Annotated in this window: 14 protein-coding genes and 1 riboswitch; of the genes, 10 read left to right on the forward strand and 4 right to left on the reverse strand. The window is 43.6% G+C overall.

What is annotated here, in order from left to right:
- The first annotated feature begins 6 nt into the window (after positions 1-6).
- The 4 genes from L1611_RS11320 to L1611_RS11335 all read left to right on the forward strand — a co-directional run bounded on the left by L1611_RS11320 (position 7) and on the right by L1611_RS11335 (position 4447).
- Complete coding sequence (locus L1611_RS11320) at positions 7-1218, forward strand: Ger(x)C family spore germination protein (protein WP_236313186.1); 1212 nt, start codon at positions 7-9, stop codon at positions 1216-1218.
- A 19-nt stretch (positions 1219-1237) separates the two neighbouring features.
- Entirely contained in the window at positions 1238-2338 is a 1101-nt protein-coding gene (locus L1611_RS11325) for a GerAB/ArcD/ProY family transporter (RefSeq protein ID WP_236313187.1), read from the forward strand.
- 191 nt (positions 2339-2529) lie between these two features.
- Complete coding sequence (locus L1611_RS11330) at positions 2530-3453, forward strand: thermonuclease family protein (protein WP_236313188.1); 924 nt, start codon at positions 2530-2532, stop codon at positions 3451-3453.
- 244 nt (positions 3454-3697) lie between these two features.
- Positions 3698-4447 (forward strand): SDR family NAD(P)-dependent oxidoreductase, encoded by a 750-nt coding sequence (locus tag L1611_RS11335; RefSeq protein WP_236313189.1) that lies wholly within the window; start codon positions 3698-3700, stop codon positions 4445-4447.
- Positions 4448-4576: 129 nt separating this feature from the next.
- Here the strand turns inward: L1611_RS11335 and metH are convergent, their stop codons facing one another.
- From metH to L1611_RS11355, 4 genes are all read right to left on the reverse strand, one after another.
- On the reverse strand, positions 4577-8035 hold the full coding sequence (gene metH / locus L1611_RS11340; protein ID WP_236313190.1) for a methionine synthase: 3459 nt from the start codon (positions 8033-8035) through the stop codon (positions 4577-4579).
- Complete coding sequence (locus L1611_RS11345; protein WP_236313191.1) at positions 8028-9884, reverse strand: bifunctional homocysteine S-methyltransferase/methylenetetrahydrofolate reductase; 1857 nt, start codon at positions 9882-9884, stop codon at positions 8028-8030. Before L1611_RS11345 ends, metH begins: the two co-directional genes overlap by 8 nt.
- A gap of 101 nt (positions 9885-9985) precedes the next feature.
- Positions 9986-10100, reverse strand: a riboswitch (SAM riboswitch).
- Positions 10101-10240: 140 nt separating this feature from the next.
- Positions 10241-10987, reverse strand: coding sequence for a MerR family transcriptional regulator (locus L1611_RS11350; RefSeq protein ID WP_236313192.1), 747 nt, complete (start codon positions 10985-10987; stop codon positions 10241-10243).
- A 556-nt stretch (positions 10988-11543) separates the two neighbouring features.
- The gene (locus L1611_RS11355; protein ID WP_236313193.1) at positions 11544-12053 is read right to left on the reverse strand and encodes a GNAT family N-acetyltransferase; all 510 of its coding nucleotides are present in this window, start codon (positions 12051-12053) and stop codon (positions 11544-11546) included.
- Between the two features lie 161 nt (positions 12054-12214).
- Between L1611_RS11355 and L1611_RS11360 the strand changes: the two genes are divergently transcribed.
- From L1611_RS11360 to L1611_RS11385, 6 genes are all read left to right on the forward strand, one after another.
- Positions 12215-12796 carry a bifunctional transcriptional activator/DNA repair enzyme AdaA gene (locus tag L1611_RS11360; protein WP_236313194.1) on the forward strand — a complete coding sequence of 194 codons (582 nt, stop codon included), beginning with the start codon at positions 12215-12217 and terminating at the stop codon, positions 12794-12796.
- Complete coding sequence (locus tag L1611_RS11365) at positions 12796-13344, forward strand: methylated-DNA--[protein]-cysteine S-methyltransferase (protein ID WP_322972544.1); 549 nt, start codon at positions 12796-12798, stop codon at positions 13342-13344. The genes L1611_RS11360 and L1611_RS11365 overlap by 1 nt, the downstream gene beginning before the upstream one ends.
- Positions 13304-14242: a DNA-3-methyladenine glycosylase family protein gene (locus L1611_RS11370; RefSeq protein ID WP_236313196.1), complete on the forward strand. Its 939-nt coding sequence runs from the start codon at positions 13304-13306 to the stop codon at positions 14240-14242. Before L1611_RS11365 ends, L1611_RS11370 begins: the two co-directional genes overlap by 41 nt.
- A gap of 327 nt (positions 14243-14569) precedes the next feature.
- Complete coding sequence (locus L1611_RS11375) at positions 14570-15682, forward strand: DEAD/DEAH box helicase (RefSeq protein ID WP_236313197.1); 1113 nt, start codon at positions 14570-14572, stop codon at positions 15680-15682.
- A gap of 437 nt (positions 15683-16119) precedes the next feature.
- Positions 16120-18021: an N-acetylglucosamine-specific PTS transporter subunit IIBC gene (gene nagE, locus L1611_RS11380; protein WP_236313198.1), complete on the forward strand. Its 1902-nt coding sequence runs from the start codon at positions 16120-16122 to the stop codon at positions 18019-18021.
- Positions 18022-18577: 556 nt separating this feature from the next.
- Positions 18578-20284, forward strand: a complete 1707-nt coding sequence (locus tag L1611_RS11385) for a serine hydrolase domain-containing protein (RefSeq protein WP_236313199.1) — start codon at positions 18578-18580, stop codon at positions 20282-20284.
- The last annotated feature ends 262 nt before the right edge of the window (positions 20285-20546 follow it).

A 20546-nucleotide genomic window follows, 5' to 3' on the forward strand; every position in this document is an offset into this window, starting at 1 on the left:
TCAACTATGATTCGTGTATTCGGATTATTTCTTATACCGGCCATTTCCATTACTTTGTTAACGGGATGCTGGAGCACAACAGAATTGAATGAACTGGCGCTGGTTTCTGCGATCGGAATCGATAAGAACGAAGAGGGAGAATATGTAGGTTCATTTCAGATCATCAACCCTGGAAGCGTGGCTGGAAGTAAAAGCACCGGCCAAGGAACTGCTAGTCCGCCTGTAACTGTCTATACTTCGACAGCCAAGAATCTTGTAGGGCTTAGTCGCAATATCTCGGCAAAAGCTTCTAGAAGACTTTACTTTGCCCATACGAGTGTTGTAGTGATTGCAGAGGAACTGGCAAGAGAAGAGGGGATCAAAAACCTGTTAGATGCTCTGGATCGTGACCCGGAATTCCGTACGACGACTGCCATCATTATCGCCAAAAATGCCAGAGCCAGGGATTTGATTAAAATCCTGACCCCTATTGATCAAATTCCTGCGGAGAACGTGATCAAAATGTTGAAGACAAATGAAACAATGTCTGGAGAGAATATTAACACAAAGACTAGGCAGGTTATAGATGCGCTTTCAACGAAAGAGAGAGATCCCGTTATAACGGGAGTGGAATTAACGAGGGAAGCTGAGGGGGGAAAATTAGAAAGCATACAGCAAACGGAACCAGAGTCTATTATTCAGGTGGGAGGAATCGCTTTATTCAGAAACGATAGGCTGGTCGATTGGGCAAGGGAAAAGACTGCCCGAGGTATCGTTTTTCTCTTAAATAAAGTGAAGGAAACTGACATCAGCATTGATTGGAAGGGAAATGAGGAGGCGGTCGTTTACAATATGATCAGGCAACACACTACTGTAAAGCCGGTAATTAAAAACGGCAAACCCGAGATCGATGTTCATGTCAAAGCGGAGGGGATAATAGGCGAGGTTCAGGTTGCAATTGATTTAAGCAATCCTGATACATTGAAACGTATTGAGCAAGAAGTTAATAAAGAAATCCAAGGGGAACTGTCAAAAGCAATAGAGAAAGCAAAGGAAAACAAGACAGATATATTTGGATTTGGAGAATCCTTTCATAGCACCTACCCTGAACATTGGAAAAGGTTTGAAAAAGAGTGGAACGATACCTATTTCTCTGAGCTGAAAGCAAATATCAAAGTGGAATCGTTTATCCGCCGGACAGGTCTAAGGAATAAGCCTTATCTGAAAGATACTAATTGATGGAAAGTGTTGATATTGAGTGGAGAAAGCGAAGATAGATGCCATCCAGCTGTTCATTTTGATCTTTCTTTTTGAATTGGGAAGTGCTTTGCTTGTTCCTCTAGCCATTGAAGCAGAGGAGGATGCATGGCTTGCCATCTTTTTTGGGCTGGCAGTCGGCATCCTTATATTTTTAATCTTTCATGCTTTGTATCAAACCTATCCAGATTCATTACCGACTCAATATATGCGAAACATAATCGGGAACTATTTAGGATGGGTGCTGGGGTTTGCTTACTGCCTGTATTTTTTATATCTGTCTGCCAGGGTATTACGGGATTTCGGGTCAATGCTTTTGACCATAGCTTATCATGAGACCCCGCTGTTTATCGTGAATCTGTTGTTAATTTTACTCATTATTTATACTGTTTATCAAGGTATTGAAGTGATGGCCAGGACAGGTGAATTACTATTCGTCATATTGTATGTACTTGCCATTTCCGGATTCATCTTAATAGTAAGTTCTGGACTGATCGATTTAAGCAACTTGAAGCCAGTCTTGGAGGATGGGATCGTTCCTATTTTGAATGTAGCGATTACACAAACGATTTTTGTGCCTTTTGGGGAAGCGATCGTTTTTTCTGTGATTCTTCCTTACCTGAACAATCCGAAAAAGGCTAAAAAGGTCGGAATCTTAGCTTTATGCCTAAGTGGAATCAATCTTATGATTGTTATGGCTGTGAATATAGCCGTTTTGGGTGTCAATCTCACAAAACGTTCCCAATTTCCTTTGCTTACAACAATACAAAGTATACAAATAGCGGATTTTTTAGAGCGGTTGGATGTCTTCTTCATGCTCGCCCTTATTATCGGTATATTCATTAAAATAACGATATTCTTCTATGCTGCAGTAATTGGATTGGGGGATCTTTTCAAGGTAACTAATGTTAAACAATTAATCTACCCTCTGGGACTCGTCGTTCTTCTATTATCGAATTCGATTGCGAGTAATATCACTGAGCATATTCAAGAAGGACTGGTAATTATACCGTTTATTTTACATTTTCCGTTCCAAATTCTGTTTCCGCTTTTTCTGCTTCTCATCGTTTATTTGAAGAAACGAAAAAAAAACAAAGCGTGAATACCTAACGTGGATGGAACCCATAATCTAGAGTCAGAAAAGCATGGCTTCCGATGGTTGATCGGAGGGTCTTTTGTCATGATTTCTGGAAAGCTAAAAATAAGTTTTTAGACTCGTTTTTTGAATGATTAAAGTTAATTCGCTATTTATGATTTAAACTGGGGTTAATCCAGTGAAAGAGGGTGAGATGATTGACAAACAATCTAGAAGTGAGATTGGCGGATTTGGTTGATCATGAAAAGGCAAACTTGAAAGGAAAAGAAGTCACTGTGAAAGGTTACCTTGCTGGAAAGCCCGATGAGCCGCTTGATGATGGGTATAACTATCCTTTCATTGATCAGGGCATGAATGGAATCCTTGTAAAATCGAGAAAGAAACTTGAAAATCTTAAGCCTGGTCATTGGTTCCAAGTAAGCGGGACACTGGATCATACTCACCAGCAAGAGCTGCATGTCGCTTCTGATGCAGATGTTAGTGAATTTGAAGTTCAGTTGGCATCTCCTACTTACTCACGACAATTTTCATCCTCGGTAAAAAAGGTTGTAGATGGAGACACGATTCACCTTGAAACTCCTGTATTAGGTACGACGAAGGTTCGTTTTGTATCTATAGACACCCCTGAAACAAACTATCAAGGTGATTCCCAAGGTTATTATGCAGAAGAAGCTACGAGGCAGCTTCAAAGTCTTTTGCCGGTTGGGGAAGACGTCTCGATCCGAGTTGGTGATGAAGCATTCGATCAATATGGACGCTTGCTCGCGATCGTTTGGAAAGGTGAACAGAACATCAATAAGGAGATGATCGAAATCGGTATGGCTGTACCGTATTTCATCTACCCGAATTTGGAAAACTTCGAAGAATATGGGGGGTCTGTCGTAAGAGCAAAAGAATCGGGGAAAGGTCTATGGAATCCTGAACGGCCGATTGATGAACTTCCTTATGAATTCCGCTTCAATAAGCGTGGCGGGCCAAACAAATATGTCGGGCATTATGAAACGAAACAATATGTAAAACCTGAAAAATGGGAAAGTATCCCGATTGAGCACCGCGTCTTCTTTTTAAAGGAAAAGGATGCAATTGACGCAGGATACAAGAAGGAATCACCTGGTTGTTGAATAGAATTGATGAATCCCGCCGTCAATGGCGGGATTTTTCCCTTAATAAGAATTTGAACAGATTATCATAGGAAGTGAACAGATTATCATAGGAAGTGAACAAAATATCATGTGAAATGAACAGATTACCCTCAGAAGTGAACAAATTCTCCCTGAATCCTGAGTTAGTATAGGAGTCTACAGGTTAAATCCAATCAGAAAAAGGATACAATTATAGGTAGATTGAAAGAAAGGAGTATGAATCGTGTCATTCAAAAACAAGGTGGTCATTGTAACAGGTGCTGCTAATGGGATCGGAAAGGCGATTGCCAAGGAATATGCCGCAAATGGAGCAAAGGTTGTCGTTGCTGATCTTGATGAATTGAACGGAAAACACCTGGTTGAAGAGATTGCCAGACAAGAGGGAGAAGCTTTCTTCCTCAAGACAGATGTGGGGAAGGAAACCGATGTCATCAGCTTCATCAATCAGGCGAAGAGTGAAGCAGGAACAATCGATATCCTGATCAATAACGCAGGGGTTTCAGAATTCAAATCACCTTATAAAATGACAGTTGAGGAATGGGATCGTGTCATCAATACCAATTTAAGAAGTGTGTTCCTCTGTTCGCGTGAAGCTGCAAAACATATGCGAGAGAATGAAGAAGGCGGGGCGATCGTCAATATAGCCTCTACACGAGCCAGTATGTCGGAGCCTAACTCTGAAGCTTACGCGGCATCCAAGGGAGGGATCGTTTCCATCACCCATGCGCTTGCTGCATCTTTCACAGTAGATAAAATTACCGTTAATGCAATCTCTCCAGGCTGGATCCAAACCGAAAATTATGAGGAACTCAGGGAGATCGACCATGAACAGCATCTATCCAAACGGGTCGGAAAACCGAAAGATATTGCACGTGCTTGCTTATATCTGACTGATAACATGAATGATTTCATCACCGGGGCTAATCTCGTCATTGACGGCGGCATGACAAGAAAAATGATCTATGAACATTGAAAAGTAAAAAGATGATCCCGAAAAAGGATCATCTTTTCTTACACGTTAAGAATAACTTAGGCTTAGCCATAAAAGGCGGTCTTCCAGTGACCTTCGTGGTTAACCAGGGCGTTTTCGCTTTTCTTTCAATCAGTCACCATTCATTACGTTGAAATAGCGTGCTTCCGGATGCGCGAATACGATGGCTGAAACTGAGGCTTCCGGTTCCATCATAAAGCCGTCCGTCAACTCTATTCCAATTTCTTCAGGACGGATGAGATTGAACAACTTTTTCTGATCCTCCAATTCCGGACAGGCAGGATAGCCGAATGAGAAACGTTGACCCTGATATCGGGCCGAAAACCGCTCTCTCATCGTGAAATCGACTGAGTCCGGAAAGCCCCACTGGTCACGTATCTGTTGATGGGTGAGTTCTGCAAACCCTTCAGCGGTTTCGAGTGCAAGGGCTTGGAGAGCATGGCTTTCTAGATATCGGCCTTCTTTTTTCATCTGAGTGGCAAGCTGTCGGATGCCTTTTCCAGCCGTGACAGAAAAGAAGCATACATAGTCCATGATCCCGCTGTCCTTTGTTTTCAAATAGTCAGCGAGGCATAAATGCGGTTCTTTCGGTTGCCTTGGAAACTTGAATTGCTCGATGACTTTCGTATGGTCTTTTGGATCATAAATCAAGACGTTTTCTTCATCCGCCTGAGCCGGAAAAAATTGATAGACGGCAGCTGGCTTGATCAGTCCTTCCTTTTTTGCTTTGAAAAGGAGTCGATCAACGACTGCCTTGACGTTGAGCGTCTTCTCATCTTTTTCTTCCAGCAGCCTTGAAATCTTGCCTTTGACCCCGAGATGATGTCCTAATAGCATTTGCCAATTGATGTACGGCTCGATGTATGAGATGGAGTGATTCTTCAGAACATGTTTTTTCGTATCCCTCGGAGTGAACACTTGGACATCTTGCGAAACCTCGGATCTTACTTTCACCGCTACCCCCGTACCGCCTCCTGGATCTGACTGGAGGACTTGCTCGGCATTGTTCCTTTTTTTTGCCTCATGGTCACCGATAAGCATTTCGAACCCATCTGGTGTTCGAATTTGGTTTGCGAGGGATAGTCCTGTCATCGCATCTTTTGCATACAAAACGAGTCCATCATACCCGTTTGAAATTTTCGTATCCGTGAATTTTCTTGATAACGCAGCACCTCCGACCAGTATCGGTGTTGAAATGTCGGCTTGCTTCATGTCACTTGCTGTAATCACCATTTGCTGCGCGGATTTGACTAACAGACCTGAGAGGCCGATGATGTCCGGTTTTTCCCTTCTGACAGATTCAATCAAATCTGCAGGGCCTACTTTGATCCCTAGGTCGACTACGTCAAAGCCGTTGTTACTAAGGATGATGTCCACCAGGTTTTTACCGATATCATGAACATCACCTTTGACCGTCGCTAAAATGATCTTCCCTTTCGATGAAGAATGATCGTTCTTTTCCATATAGGGCTCAAGAAAGCCGACGGATGCTTTCATCACTTCAGCACTCTGGAGCACCTCGGCGACGATGAGTTGATTGTCGTTGAACAGACGGCCTACTTCCTTCATGCCGTCCATCAATGGCCCATTGATGATGTCCAATGGCTTTTCATATTTGTCCAACGCTTTCGTAAGATCCGGGATTAGACCTTCTTTCGTTCCCTCGACGACATAATACGAAATCCTCTCTTCCAGTGTCATTTTTGGAAGCAGTGATTGAACTTCTTTCTTTTTCCCTCTATAAAATTCAGTGAATTTGGCAAGTACCTCATCCGTCGTTCTGAAAAGCAGATCTTCTGCCATCTGGATTTCTTCCTGTGGGATCGAGGCGAAGCGTTCGAGCTTTTCTGTATTGACAATCGCATAATCAAGTCCAGCCTGTGTACAGTGATAAAGATATACAGCATTCAACACCTCTCTCCCTACAGGAGGGAGCCCGAATGAAACATTACTTACCCCTAAGATCGTCAGAGAGTCAGGGAAATGTTCCTTGATAAGCCGGATTCCCTTGACGGTTTCGTTGGCTGCCCCTATATACTGCTCATCTCCGGTACCGACTGGGAAAACCAATGGATCGAAAATGATGTCGGTCGGTGAGAGCCCATATTCATTTACCAGAAGGTCATAGGAACGCTTTGCGATTTCAAGCTTCCGTTCTACCGTTACACCCATGCCTTTCTCATCAATCGTACCGACGACAACTGCGCCTCCGTATTTATGAACGAGAGGAATGACACTCTCGAATCGTTCTTCACCGTCCTCAAGGTTGATCGAATTGATGATGGATTTACCCTGGGAATGTTTCAACGCGGTTTCGATTACATCTTCGTCTGTCGAATCGATGACGAGCGGGACTTTGACCTTTTTGACAACCTCCTGGATGAAGGCCTCCATATCTTTCTGTTCATCACTGTCTGGATCTGCCAGGCAGATATCGATGACATGTGCACCTCTTTTTACCTGGGATCTAGCAATTTCCGCTGCTTCTTCAAATTTCTTTTCAGCAATCAATCGTTTGAATTTCCTTGATCCAATCACGTTCGTCCTTTCGCCAACCATAATCGGACGTAAATCGGGACTATCATATAAGAATGGCTCGATGCCGGATACCATATGAACTTTTTTTTCAGGCAGAAGCCGCGGTTCATAGTCGGCAAGCTTCGTAGCAATCATCTTGATATGTTCAGGTGTAGTGCCGCAGCATCCGCCAACAATATTGAGCCACCCTTTTTCTGCAAAACCGGCTAGCTTTATAGCAAGGGATTCAGGTGTTTCGTGATATTGCCCTTCTTCGTCCGGCAGTCCTGCATTAGGGTAGCAGCTGATTGCAGAGGTCGATAAATCTGAAAGAGCCCTTATATGATCCTGCATGAATTCGGGTCCAGTTGCACAATTCAAACCGACGGCGATCGGATTCATGTGTTTTACGGAGATATAGAACGATTCGATCGTCTGGCCCGCTAGAGTCGTTCCCATAGGCTCGACCGTCCCGGAAATGATTAAGGGGACCCTCCGACCCGTATCTTCAAACGCTTTCTGGATTCCTGAAAAACCTGCCTTTACATTGAGCATATCCTGGCTCGTTTCAAGGAGTAGCAGGTCAACGCCTCCGGCTAAAAGCCCTTTTGCTTGTTCAGCGTAAGAATCGGTCAGTTCATCAAAGGTTGTTCCACCTGTCACACTCAGCGTTTTTGTCGTAGGACCGAGTGCCCCAGCGACAAATCTAGGCTTTTCAACGGTTGAAAGCTTATTTGCAGCTTTTCTTGCGATTTCGGCACCAATTCTATTAATTTCATAAGCTCTGTATCCAAGTTCGTATTCATCCAAAACAAGCCTTGTACCGCCGAACGTATTCGTTTCGATGATATCCGCTCCTGCTTCGAGATAGGTCGTATGGATGGATTCAATCAGTTCCGGTGCTGTTATATTCAAATACTCATTGCACCCATCATAAAATTCACCGCCAAAATCATCAGGGGTCAATTGTGCTTCCTGAAGCATCGTTCCCATCGCGCCATCCATGATCAGGATTCTTTCTCGTAAATGGTGTTCGAATTGTTGATTAGACATTTTGTAACCTCCAGGATGAATGTTTAGGATGATGTGTACGGGCGTATTTAACAAGTTCGACTGTCATCGGGTAGCGCATGAACGGTGTGACCAGGTAGATCCCGTTAAATAATCCGATCGCGGTATCCAAAAGCGATTTCGCTATCCGGACACCTTCTTCACTTGCACGTCCAGGATCATCCTTGTATCTTGCCATCGCTTCTCGGACATCTGGCGATAATTTGATTCCAGGCACTTCATGGTGTAGAAAATCAGCATTCTTACTGCTTGTTAACGGCATGATCCCGATATAGATCGGAACGTCCAAATGTTTGACAGCATCATGGATTTCAATCAGTTTTTCTTCGGAAAAGACTGGTTGGCTGATGAAATAATCTGCTCCACATTCGATTTTCTTTTCTAAACGCTGGACTGCTTTATCGATGTGGCGGACATTGGGATTGAATGCAGCACCTATGGAAAAATCTGTTTTTTGCCCCAGCTCCTTACCAGATAAGGAGATTCCGTTATTGAACTGTTTGATGATTTTAATCAGTTCAAAGGAGGTTGCGTCATAGACAGAAGAAGCACCAGGAAAATCCCCTACCTTCGTCGGATCACCGGTCACCGCAAGGATATCACGTATTCCGAGGGTGTGCAGCCCCATGATATGGGATTGCAGCCCGATTAAATTCCGATCCCTGCATGCAATATGGATAAGGGGGCGAAGACCGAACTTTTCCTTGACGATGGATCCGACGGCAGTGTTGCAGATCCGCGGGGAAGCCAGGGAATTATCTGCAAGTGTAATCGCATCGATTCCTATTTCCTGCAGTGCCTTTGCCCCTTTCATAAAACGTGTCGTATCCAGTTTTCTTGGCGGATCCAATTCGACAATGATCGATTGCCTTTTTTTCACTTGTTCATGGAGTGGTGCAGGACCAGGTTTTGCAGTGGATGACACCGTCACCTTAGCCGTTTGCCGAGGTTTGATGATTTTTTCCTTTACAGGAGCTAATGATTTCAGCTCTTTGGAAATTGCCTGGATATGTGCTGGAGTTGTCCCGCAACACCCGCCTAATAATCGGATACCTTGATCCCGGAAGGAAAGGGCACATTCTTTAAAGTAATCCGCATCGCTTTCATATTGAAGTTTTCCGTCCACATAGGATGGAAGACTGGCGTTTGGATACGCTGAAAGATAACCATGTTTCGGAAGCGGCACTTCTTCCAATGTAGAAAGCATATGGTAAGGGCCAAGCCGGCAGTTGATCCCGATGATATCGGCTCCATGATTTTCAAGTCTGTCGAAAGCTTCTGTAATGTGTGTCCGGTTTTGCATATAGCTGGTTTCTTCTAAAGAAACCTGAGCGATGATCGGTAATGAAGTTTCTTTCCGTGCAATCTGCAATACGGTTGCCAACTCCTCTAAATCATAAAAGGTTTCCAGTAAAATGCCATCGATGTTTTCAGAGAGGAGGCAATACAATTGCTCACGGAAAGTTCGCTTGATTTCATCCATGGTGATCATGTGGGGCTTGATCCCCCTGATCCCTCCGATCGTTCCGACGACATAGGCGTCGTTACCTGAAGCTTTCTTTGCTAAATGGACGGCGGCAGTGTTGATTTCTTTCACTTGATCCTGCAAGCCATAACGCTCAAGTTTTAGGTAATTGGCAGCGTATGTATTCGTTTGGATAATGTCCGCACCAGCATCGATATAAGCCCGGTGGATATTGAAGATTTGTTCAGATTGGGAAAGGCTCAATTCTTCAAAACATCGGTCTGAACCGTATGAATGAAGCAGTGTTCCCATCGCTCCATCACCGATCAATATTTTATTTTGTTTCAATTCGTCTACTATTCCCATCTAGATCCCTCCTTGATATATTTGTTTTTCCGTAGTCTGGCAGATTCTAAAAAAAGAAAAAGCCTTCTATAAGAAGAAGACTTTAAGAACAAATGTCATTCTTCTTATCTCACAAGTGCAAACCACTTGTTGGAATTAGCACCTTTTCAATGTTCGGATACACTGAAGGTTGCTGAGGTTTCATAGGGCCATTCCCTCCACCTCTCTGGATAAGAAACAGAATTTTAAATTTTATTAAACGTACAACAAATAATAGGGAAGTTCAACCCCTTTTTTCAAAAAAGCTGAAAAGCTTCATTTTCTCTGAGGGTGTTTCTCATAAAAAAACTTTCACGCAAGCCCTACATCGCACAAAATTACTCTTTGTTTTTGTCTGCGTAAACGGCCATTGCATCCCGCATGAATCTCGAGAGCCCTTCACCAAATTGATCGATGTTCTTGGTGAACCGTTCGTCATCTACATACATTTGCCCTAACCCTTTGAATGCTTCAAGTGAGTAATGATTGCCGGAGTCGCTGTTCAAGAAGTCGTACCATTCTTTGATGGCAGCTTGTGCTTCCTCAGATTCGGGTGAGGTGTCCCGAAGATCAGCGAGGTTGCGATAGATTTCATTCATCCTATCACCCAATGCTTTCCGTTCCTCTTCCGTCATACTTTTCAGCTTTGCGTTTGATCGATCAACAGCTTCATCACCCCAGCGTTCGCGGGCTTCTTTTTCATAAGGATTTTGACTGAAATCGAATCCTTCAAATTTCTCTTTATTCGTCATTTGAATTGCTCCTTTCTTGTGTTCAATCGTTTTATCGATGGTGGATATCATCTTGTCGAGCCGGGTACGTTTTTCTACTAGCATCTTCCGGTGGAGTTTCAATGCCTCCCTCCGATCGAAGGATGGACTGTTGATGATTTCCTTTATCTTCTTTAAAGGGAAGCCAAGCTCTTTAAAAAATAGAATCTGTTGCAAGGTTTCAAGATTATCATCCGAATAGAGGCGATACCCGGCTTCTGTCGTCTCATCCGGAGTCAATAATCCGATTTCATCATAATGATGCAGTGTGCGCACACTGATACCGACCAGGTCTGCTACTTCTTTCACTTTCATGGCTTTATAACCTCCCCTTAATAATTACTTTAAGGTATCACGTTGCGTTAGAGTCAACAAGAATATGTAACTTTATTTATTTTTTAAAAAGGTCAAAAACCTATGCGAAAAGTGAATTTAATGTTGGAGGAGTGACAAAGGAGGATTTAGAAAGTCACGATGTTTTTGGATATCATCGCGCCAAAATTTCCATGATCGCGCGGTTCACCGCGATAATCACACCAAAACACTGAACAATTTGTAGTTAATTGGGTATTGCGGGGGAAATAAATCTGTTTGTAGAATCGTTGAATGAAGGAATTGTGTCGAATCAGCTAAGGGTTCATCGATGATTAAAGGTATTTCAGGAGAATGGTAGTATAGAGGGAGAATCAAAGGAAAGAAGCTGAAGCATAGAGGCCATTTCGCAGTAAAAAAGGAGAGAAAGGTACCTATAAAGGTGGTATGAGGTCGTTTCACCTTAATAAAGAGAGGAGAAGGTACCCAAAAAGGCGATATGATACCTTTCAGCATAAAAAAAGAAGGTAAAGGTACTCATACCGTTTTCTCCAGTAGCCTAAACATCCAGTTTCCGACGGTATCGATAAGAAACATATTCTTCAGTGGCCTCATTTGCATAACTTACTGTTTCCTCAACAAATTCAAATCCGCGAGCCTCATAAAAAGGGATTCCTTTTTGATTTCCCTTCGCGACAGATACCCATTGTTCAGTAGCTCCCTTTCCGACTTGTATATCGGACAACGCTTTTAAAAGAAGGGTGCCGATTCCTTCTCCACGGCGACTCGGATCCAAATATAGAACAAACACTTCACTCTTACCCTTTTCGATCATGCCACCGCCGATCGCTCCGACCACTTCGGCATCATCTAAAGCGACGAAATAACCATCCCAGCCGTCACCTTCATAATTGACATCGCCAGCAACCCGCTCATGGTTATAAAACTCTTTTATGATTCTTTCAATGTATTTCGCTGAGTGTGTTTCTTTATATGTATTCCGATAGCCCTCTGAGCAAACTCTCGAAATTCCTTCAACATGCTCCAAAGTTGCTTTCTGTACAATCATCCCATCATTCCTCTCGTTAATTTACTTCGTTAAAATTATATATCAATCTCTTTGAAAAGACGATAAGTTGCTCTACTGTCGATATTTTGCTGTCCTATTGGTGAATTGTTATCACGGCCGGGTTGGTGGTTTATAATAGGGTAAATAAGGAGGGGAAGGGTATGGATTCAGAACAAGTTTTCAAATCGGTGTACGAAACGATTCTATCTCGTGATACCCGTTATGATGGACAGTATTATGTTGGAATTGTCACTACAGGGATTTTTTGCAGACCGTCCTGTCGTTCCAGGACCCCGAAACCAGAAAATGTCAAGGTTTTCAAAAGTATTGAAGAAGCGCAGGAGGCAGGTTTCCGTCCATGCAAGCGATGCCGTCCGGAAAATCCGAGTAAACATGGACCCGATGCTGAAATTGTAGAGACAGTAAATAAGATGATTCAACATAAATACCCGGACAATCTGACGCTCGCCTACATGGCTAAAGAGCTGAACATGAGTCTATACCACCTGCAGCGTGTTTTCAAGCGTACGACAGGCACAACACCTTCGAAAAAGCTTTTGCAGAAACGAATGGAAACAGCAGAAGGACTCCTTTTAAAAGAGGAGATGCCGATTGCGGAAATTTCAGCACTTATAGGATTCAGAAGCGTTTCCCACTTCTCATCAGCCTTTAAAAAGACGACGGGTTATACCCCGGTCGAATATCGAATGAATAATCAATCCTGTATCAGGAGGGAAAAATGATGACAACGGTCTATTGGAGCACGTTTACACATCCGACTTTCCGAAATGATTTACTCTTTATTGCAGCGACTAAGGAAGGCTTATGCCGGATCACCTGGCCGTCTGAAACGTTCGAAATATTGAAAATATGGGTGGAGAAACAGATTCCAGAGACGCCCCTTACAGAAGACGAGGAATTCGTTTCACCTTATATTCTTCAGCTTAAGGAATACTTGGATGGGGAACGGAAGGAATTCGATATTCCACTCGATTTCAGAGGCACAACCTTTCAAACGTCTGTATGGGAGCAATTGACCAAAATACCTTACGGTGAGACCCGCAGCTATTCACAAATTGCTGAATCCTTAGGGAATCCGAAAGCAGTCAGGGCAGTCGGGACAGCTAACGGGGCAAATCCGGTCCCGATCATCGCTCCTTGCCACCGTGTAATCGGAAAAAACGCAGCACTGACGGGATTCGCAGGGGGATTGCGTATAAAAGAAAAATTGCTTCAACTGGAGGGGTATCATGATTACACAAAACAAGGCCACGCTCGCTTTCAATTCTGATCAAGGTTTGAAACAGATAAAAATCAGAACGCCACAAGCATTCAGTTTTGCTGAAACACTTCATTACCTGAAAAGATCACCTTTGGAATGCATGCATGTGGTGGAGGAGGAGAGGGTCTATAAACTTCTGATGATCGAAGGACGTCAGACAATCGTAAAAATCCATGAAAATGAAGAAGGCATGATCCAGGTGGATTTTGAGATGGATTCCCCCGGTACGGAATCCGCCTATAGGAAAGTTGCAAAATACATCGTAGAATGGTTCGATCTTGAGACAGACTTGCGGCCATTCTATGAAATGGCTGAAAAGGATAAGTTCTTGGACGGTTTAACAAAGTCCTTCCATGGACTCCGGGTGATTGGTGTACCCGATTTGTTCGAAGCCCTTTGCTGGTCCGTAATCGGCCAACAGGTGAATTTGCCATTTGCTTATACGGTTAAGAGAAGGTTTGTTGAAGCATATGGAAGAAGTGTTGAGTGGGATGGACATACATTTTGGCTTTTTCCGAAACCTCAAGACATCATCTCTTTAAAGGTTGAAGATTTGAAACAGCTCAAGTTTACAAGCAGGAAAGCGGAATATATCCTCGGCCTTGCAGAGATGATGGCCAATGGATCGTTAACGAAGGAATCGCTTTTAGAAGATCAACAATATGCAGAACAACTGCTTCTATCCATACGTGGAATAGGTCCCTGGTCCGCACATTATGTAATGATGCGGTGCTTAAGGGATCATTCTGCTTTTCCGATCGGGGATGCAGGATTGCAGAACGCGTTGAAAAAACTCCTTGGAAGGGAAAAGAAACCAGCTCCTGAAGAAATCCGGAAGCTTTTTTCACGTTGGGAGAATTGGGAAGCTTACGCTGTATTTTACCTATGGAGAAGTTTATCCGAATGAAATTGGATCGAATGTTGCCAAAACTTTCTAACCGAAGTAGCATAGATATGAGTAAAGAAAAGGAAAAAAGAGGGGTATTTGTGGATTTTTTTGATATAGAGTTCAGGGATATAAGTATGATACTAGAAACTGACGATAAAGTGGTACGATCGAAAGCCTGGTAAGCAATGGATTGTTCGAACATCCTGTTACAGGCCAATTGACAGGAATCTGGACACTGGTTGTCATGATCGATATCATCATTACACTGTCTTATTTTATATTTCCTAAAAAAGAAAAGAAGAGGCAGAAGAAGGCTTCGTTCTGATAGAAAGCACGGTGGTAAACTTGACAGGATTCAAAGCATTAGGAATCTCACAAAAGTACATACAAAAGCTGGAAGATCTGGGTATCGACCATCCTACTAAAATACAAGAACAAACGATTCCTCTTATCATAAAGGGGGAAGATACCGTCGCGCAGGCTCAGACAGGTTCGGGTAAGACATTCGCTTTTCTTCTGCCCATGCTTGAAAAGATCCGTCCCGATCAAGGGTTTATCCAAGGACTGATCATTATGCCGACAAGAGAACTGGCGTTACAGGTAACAAATGAACTGCACAAGTTGACAGAGGATGAGAATATCAATGTTTTAGCGGTTTATGGAGGTCAGGATGTGCTTCAACAAGTCCGAAAGCTTGAAAGTTGTGTACATATCGTAATCGGGACACCAGGCCGGATTTTGGATCATATCCGAAGAAGGACAATCGACTTTTCGAATGTGTCGGTGCTTGTTCTGGATGAAGCAGATCAGATGCTTCATATCGGATTTTTACAGGATGTCGAAGCAATCATCAATCAGACGCATGAATCAAGACAGACTGCGCTTTTTTCTGCCACGATGCCGGATGACATCCGCCAGCTCGCAAACCGTTATATGCAATCTCCTAAACAAATAAACGTGATACCGACAACAACAACTCTTCCAGAGATCAAACAGTATGTAGTGGAAACGACAGACCGCCAAAAGCAGAATGCATTTTTGAAAGTGGTCAAGAAGACGCAGCCGTTTCTAGCGATTATTTTTTGCCGGACGCAACGAAGGGTGAGTAAACTCCACAACGCATTATCAGCGAAAGGTTATTTGACAGATGAACTGCATGGCGGGTTGTCCCAGGCGAAGCGTGAAGAGGTTATGAATCGTTTCCGCAATGGTGAGATCCATATGTTGGTTGCAACCGACGTAGCTTCCAGAGGCCTTGACATCGCAGGCGTTTCTCACATTTTCAATTATGATGTACCACAGGAGGCAGAGAGTTATATCCACAGGATCGGCAGGACTGGGCGAGCCGGGGAAAAGGGAATGGCAATCACCTTCATTGCTTCCAAGGATCACAATACCTTGAAGATGATTGAAGCGGCTATTGATATAAGGATAGACAGGATGGAAATAGACATTTAATCCAGAAATAGATAGTCAAGATAAGAGAGGCCACAAATGAAGTCAAGTCTGTCGATGTAACTTTGAAAAAGCAACTATCTCAATAAACTCATTAAGACAAAGTGGTTGATGCAATGCTTCTAGCAATGGAAGTGAATGGGTCAACCTTTTTTTCATTTTTTTAAGTATGGCTCTGATATTCTTCATTGTTCAGCGAATTCACTCTTTCCGAGGGCGATCCTCGTGTCAACTCGCTTATTTTCCGATTCAGGATTTCGCCTGGATTACCTTTCTCGAAGGAGCGCACATTTTTACCTGGAATAAAAATCAGGGAATTTTATTTCATACTTTTAGCCTATTTATGAAATTTTAGAACTATTTTACAGATTTTTTTGATATATATGTGTATGTTAGGTGTTGTTTTCTGAATATTTCTAATAGTAAAAGGAGGATTGATTATGTTAGGATTTTTGCAACGTATTGGGAGGGCATTGATGCTGCCAATAGCGATCATGCCTGCAGCCGCATTGCTCTTAAGGCTAGGACAAGATGATTTGTTGGGGATTCCATTCATTGCAGCTGCAGGCGCGGCTATCTTTGACCATCTTCCATTGCTTTTTGCAATCGGGGTGGCCATCGGTTTGGCAAAAGATTCGAATGGAGCGGCAGGGTTAGCTGGAGCGGTAGGTTTTTTCATTTTGACTCAGGGGACACAGGCGATAAATGAAGACATCAATATGGCCTTCCTTGGCGGGATATTGTCTGGAGTGGTGGCAGGATTGCTTTATAACCGTTTCTATGACATTGAGCTCCCTGATTATCTTGGTTTTTTTGGCGGTAGACGTTTCGTTCCGATCGTAACAGCTGGGGCTATGGTTTTACTTGCGGCGATTTTCGGTTTTGTTTGGCCGCCGATCCAAGACGGTATCAATGCAGTCGGTCAATGGATCATCGATGCGGGTGCAGCTGGAGTAGGAATCTATGGTTTCATGAACCGTCTCCTCATCCCAATCGGTCTGCATCATGTGCTCAATAGTCTCGTCTGGTTCGTTTTCGGTGAATATAACGGCGCTACAGGAGATCTCCATCGTTTCTTCGCAGGTGACCCTGAAGCCGGTATCTTTATGGCTGGGTTCTTCCCGATCATGATGTTCGGTCTTCCTGCTGCATGTTTTGCGATGATTGCGGCAGCTAAGAAGGAGAAGAAGAAAGCTGTTACAGGGATGTTGATCGGATTGGCTTTCACTTCATTCTTGACAGGGATCACAGAGCCGATCGAGTTCTCATTCATGTTCTTATCACCTATTTTATATGGTGTACATGCATTTTTGACTGGAAGCGCGATGGTGGTAGCCTATGTCCTCGATATCCATCATGGGTTCGGTTTCTCAGCTGGCGCAATCGACTTTTTCCTGAACCTGGGCATCGCCAAAGGGGAGTGGCTGCTGTTCGGTGTCGGCCTGGTATATGCTGTAATCTATTTTGTCGTCTTCTATTTTCTTATCAAAGCGTTGGATTTAAAGACACCTGGGCGTGAAGATGATACAGAAGAGGAAGATGAAGAACTAGAAACCGGAACTCTGACTGGCAATAAACATGACGTGATGGCTCACCATTTCCTTCAGGCACTTGGGGGTGGACAAAACATACAAGCACTTGACAGTTGTGCGACACGCTTGCGTTTGAAGGTTGCAGATATGGATTCGGTCGATGAAAAAGGATTGAAAAAACATGGGGCAAGGGGTGTCATGAAAATCGATCGGAACAATCTCCAGGTTATCGTCGGTACGAATGTCGAATTCGTCGCCACATCGATGCAGAGGCAAATGGCCGGGGGAGCATACGATGAAGCTGCCAGTCCATCACGCGGCGAGAAGTATCCAAATGAGAAGACAGGTGTAGGAGATGATGATTTTACGATTCCGATCGACGGAAACATAATCCCGATAACCGAGGTGGATGACCCTGCCTTTTCGGAAAAAATGATGGGAGATGGCTTCGCAATTGAGCCAACTGGCAATATGATCATTTCTCCTGTTGATGGGAAGGTCGTCAATATATTCCCTACCAAACATGCAATCGGAATCGAATCTAAACAAGGTTATGAGATTCTCATCCATATCGGACTTGATACAGTCGAACTGGATGGTCAAGGCTTCGAAACGTATGTGAAAGCTGGCGATGAAGTGAAACAAGGGCAGAATCTGATCGAGCTTGATCTCGATTATCTGGTTAAGCATGCTCGCTCGGTAGTAACACCGATCGTATTCACCAACTTAGAAGAAAACGAAAAGGTCGTCTTGAAGAAGACGGGCAAAGTCCATCAAGGAGAAGGCGGCGTCATCAACATTGATTCGTAGCATAGAAGAGTAGGAGGCTGACATGTAAAGTCAGTCTCCTCTGTCTATTGTCGGTACAATTAACTAGTTATCGATGCAATAAAACTTGTAATAATCTATAAATTCATAATACTGGGCAATTCATTTTAAAAGTGATGCAATTACTCTGTAAAACGGTGCAATACTTTTCAAAAGCGGTGCAATACAGTTATAACGGCCTTTCTTTAAGTCTACTCTCAAGTATTTTCAGCCCAATCTTGAAGGAAATCCATAAGGGTCGCTTTTAACCTAAAATGATTCGTTATTCTCCATTCTTCTAATGTAACCATGCTTCATCCATTCTAAGGGACATTATGAAACAATACTTCTGCCTCTGGATTAAGATATGTCATAATATTTCAAAAATAATGACATTTACCTAATTCCAAGGTCACGATTAACGGTCAATTATTGCTTGTCAGGGACTTAAGTGGTATAGACAACCAGTTTCGAGCTTAGGTACGCTTAAACTACATTTTACAAATTCAAGGAGGGATGGTGACGGACTGTTCGATCACAATCTTGACAAGGAGGAGCTATGGAAAAGAAATCCTTACCGTTTGCTTTGGCCGTATTGTTAGGAGGGACAAGCCTATTTGTGAGTGGTCATGTTTCAAATGCAGAGGGACAACACCCCATCAACCAGTCGATTGAAAATCACGAAAACAAAACATCGACGAATCAAGCACACCCTGTTTTTTCGTGGGGAGAACCTGGGCCGATCTCGCCAGTCCTCCATCCAGGTTCAGCGAAAGGAGCAGGAATGAGAGAAGCCCCTTTACATGAGATTGATGCAATCATAGAGACAATGATTGAAGAGGAAGTCATGCCTGGGGCTGTCGCTTTCGTTGCCCGAAGAGGCCATATCGTTAAAGAAGAAGCTTATGGTTATGCGGCCCGTTATACCGATGACAACAAAAATGAAATGGAAGCCCCGGTCACGATGCAGGAAGATACCATTTTCGACCTTGCCTCTATCAGTAAGATCTTCACGACTACAGCTGCAATGAAGCTATATGAAGAAGGTGCGTTTGAACTGGACGACCCGGTTGCAAACTATATTCCGGAATTCGCCCAAAAAGGAAAAGATGAAGTGACGATCAGGCAACTGATGACCCACACCTCAGGATTCACGGCATGGATTCCACTCTATACACAAGGGAATGACAGGGAGGATCGATTACAGATCGTATTCGCCCATCCACTAAAGAATGAGCCGGGCACGACTTATACATACAGCGACCTGAACATGATAACGCTCGGTGCACTCGTTGAACGTCTTTCAGGGAAAAGATTGGATCAATATGTAAAAGAGAATATCACTGATCCATTAGGAATGGAGGATACGATGTATGACCCGCCTTCCTCTTTAAAAGGGAGGATTGCTGCAACGGAATATCAGCCATGGACAGACCGAGGACTTGTATGGGGGAAAGTCCATGATGAAAATGCCTGGTCATTGGATGGAGTAGCAGGTCATGCCGGTGTATTCTCGACCGCGCAAGACCTCGCTAAACTTGCCCATATGTATGTGAATGAAGGCCGGTATGGAGATGAACAGATTCTCCAGCCGGAGACTGTAAAATTACTCGTTGAAAATCAGATCCCATCGTTTCCTGGAAATGATCATGGGTTAGGCTGGGAGATCCAGCAAGGATGGTTTATGGACGCCCTATCGTCGGAATCGACTGTCGGCCACACTGGGTATACAGGGACCTCTGTTGTCGTGGACCTGAATAATGCTACGATCGCGATCCTGCTCACAAACCGTGTGCATCCAACAAGGAATACGGTTTCTACCAATATAGCGAGGCGCGCGTTCGCTAGAAAATTTGCTGATTCCATACCGGTTTCGATGAATGACAAAAGCCCTGCATGGTTTTCTGATTATGGAGACCGCCTTGGACGGTCACTTTCTGCACAAGTGGATTTGGAGGAACCTGCCACATTGACCTTTGACTCTTGGTACAGGATTGAACCGGATTATGATTTTGGCAATATCGAAGTTTCAGAAGATGGTGAAAATTGGACCCAAATCCATGAACCGTTGACCGGGAGCAAAGATTGGAGCGAGATAGCAGTCCGGATTCCTGCGGGAGCAAAACATATCAGGTTCACCTATAAAACGGATTCTTATACGAATGGGCGAGGTTGGTATCTGGATAACTTAAGGTTGACACTTCAAGATGAAACGGTATTAACTCCCGAGTGGTCAGGCGAAGGATGGAGCCAACGTCGTTTCTAACCATCGGCTTTGGGAATTCCGTAAAGCGAATTCGTTACACTCCAGCAGAAATAAGCAAGCCAGCGTGGCCCCGCAGCGACTTACAATTTAGGATCAAACCACCTCTGGGGTGAACGTCGAAGCCAGCACATCCTGTGCAAGTGAGGCTTGCGGACCTGGGAACGGGTATGAATTTTGGATATGACACCAATGAACTTAACAGAGCCCAAACATTAAAAGTACAAAGAAAGTTTGCCTTGGAATCTGAAAAATTGGAGGGATT

Source organism: Pseudalkalibacillus salsuginis (assembly GCF_021646685.1).
In the GTDB taxonomy this organism is placed as follows: Bacteria; Bacillota; Bacilli; order Bacillales; family Fictibacillaceae; genus Pseudalkalibacillus; species Pseudalkalibacillus salsuginis.

Excerpts from the sequence above, each read along its gene's own strand:
- L1611_RS11320 (WP_236313186.1), top strand. The coding sequence starts at position 7 with ATGATTCGTGTATTCGGATTATTTCTTATACCGGCCATTTCCATTACT.
- metH (WP_236313190.1), bottom strand. The coding sequence starts at position 8,035 with ATGTCTAATCAACAATTCGAACACCATTTACGAGAAAGAATCCTGATC.
- L1611_RS11350 (WP_236313192.1), bottom strand. The coding sequence starts at position 10,987 with ATGAAAGTGAAAGAAGTAGCAGACCTGGTCGGTATCAGTGTGCGCACA.
- nagE (WP_236313198.1), top strand. The coding sequence starts at position 16,120 with ATGTTAGGATTTTTGCAACGTATTGGGAGGGCATTGATGCTGCCAATA.
- L1611_RS11385 (WP_236313199.1), top strand. The coding sequence starts at position 18,578 with ATGGAAAAGAAATCCTTACCGTTTGCTTTGGCCGTATTGTTAGGAGGG.
- L1611_RS11360 (WP_236313194.1), top strand. The coding sequence starts at position 12,215 with ATGGATTCAGAACAAGTTTTCAAATCGGTGTACGAAACGATTCTATCT.
- L1611_RS11365 (WP_322972544.1), top strand. The coding sequence starts at position 12,796 with ATGACAACGGTCTATTGGAGCACGTTTACACATCCGACTTTCCGAAAT.
- L1611_RS11370 (WP_236313196.1), top strand. The coding sequence starts at position 13,304 with ATGATTACACAAAACAAGGCCACGCTCGCTTTCAATTCTGATCAAGGT.
- L1611_RS11355 (WP_236313193.1), bottom strand. The coding sequence starts at position 12,053 with ATGATTGTACAGAAAGCAACTTTGGAGCATGTTGAAGGAATTTCGAGA.
- L1611_RS11345 (WP_236313191.1), bottom strand. The coding sequence starts at position 9,884 with ATGGGAATAGTAGACGAATTGAAACAAAATAAAATATTGATCGGTGAT.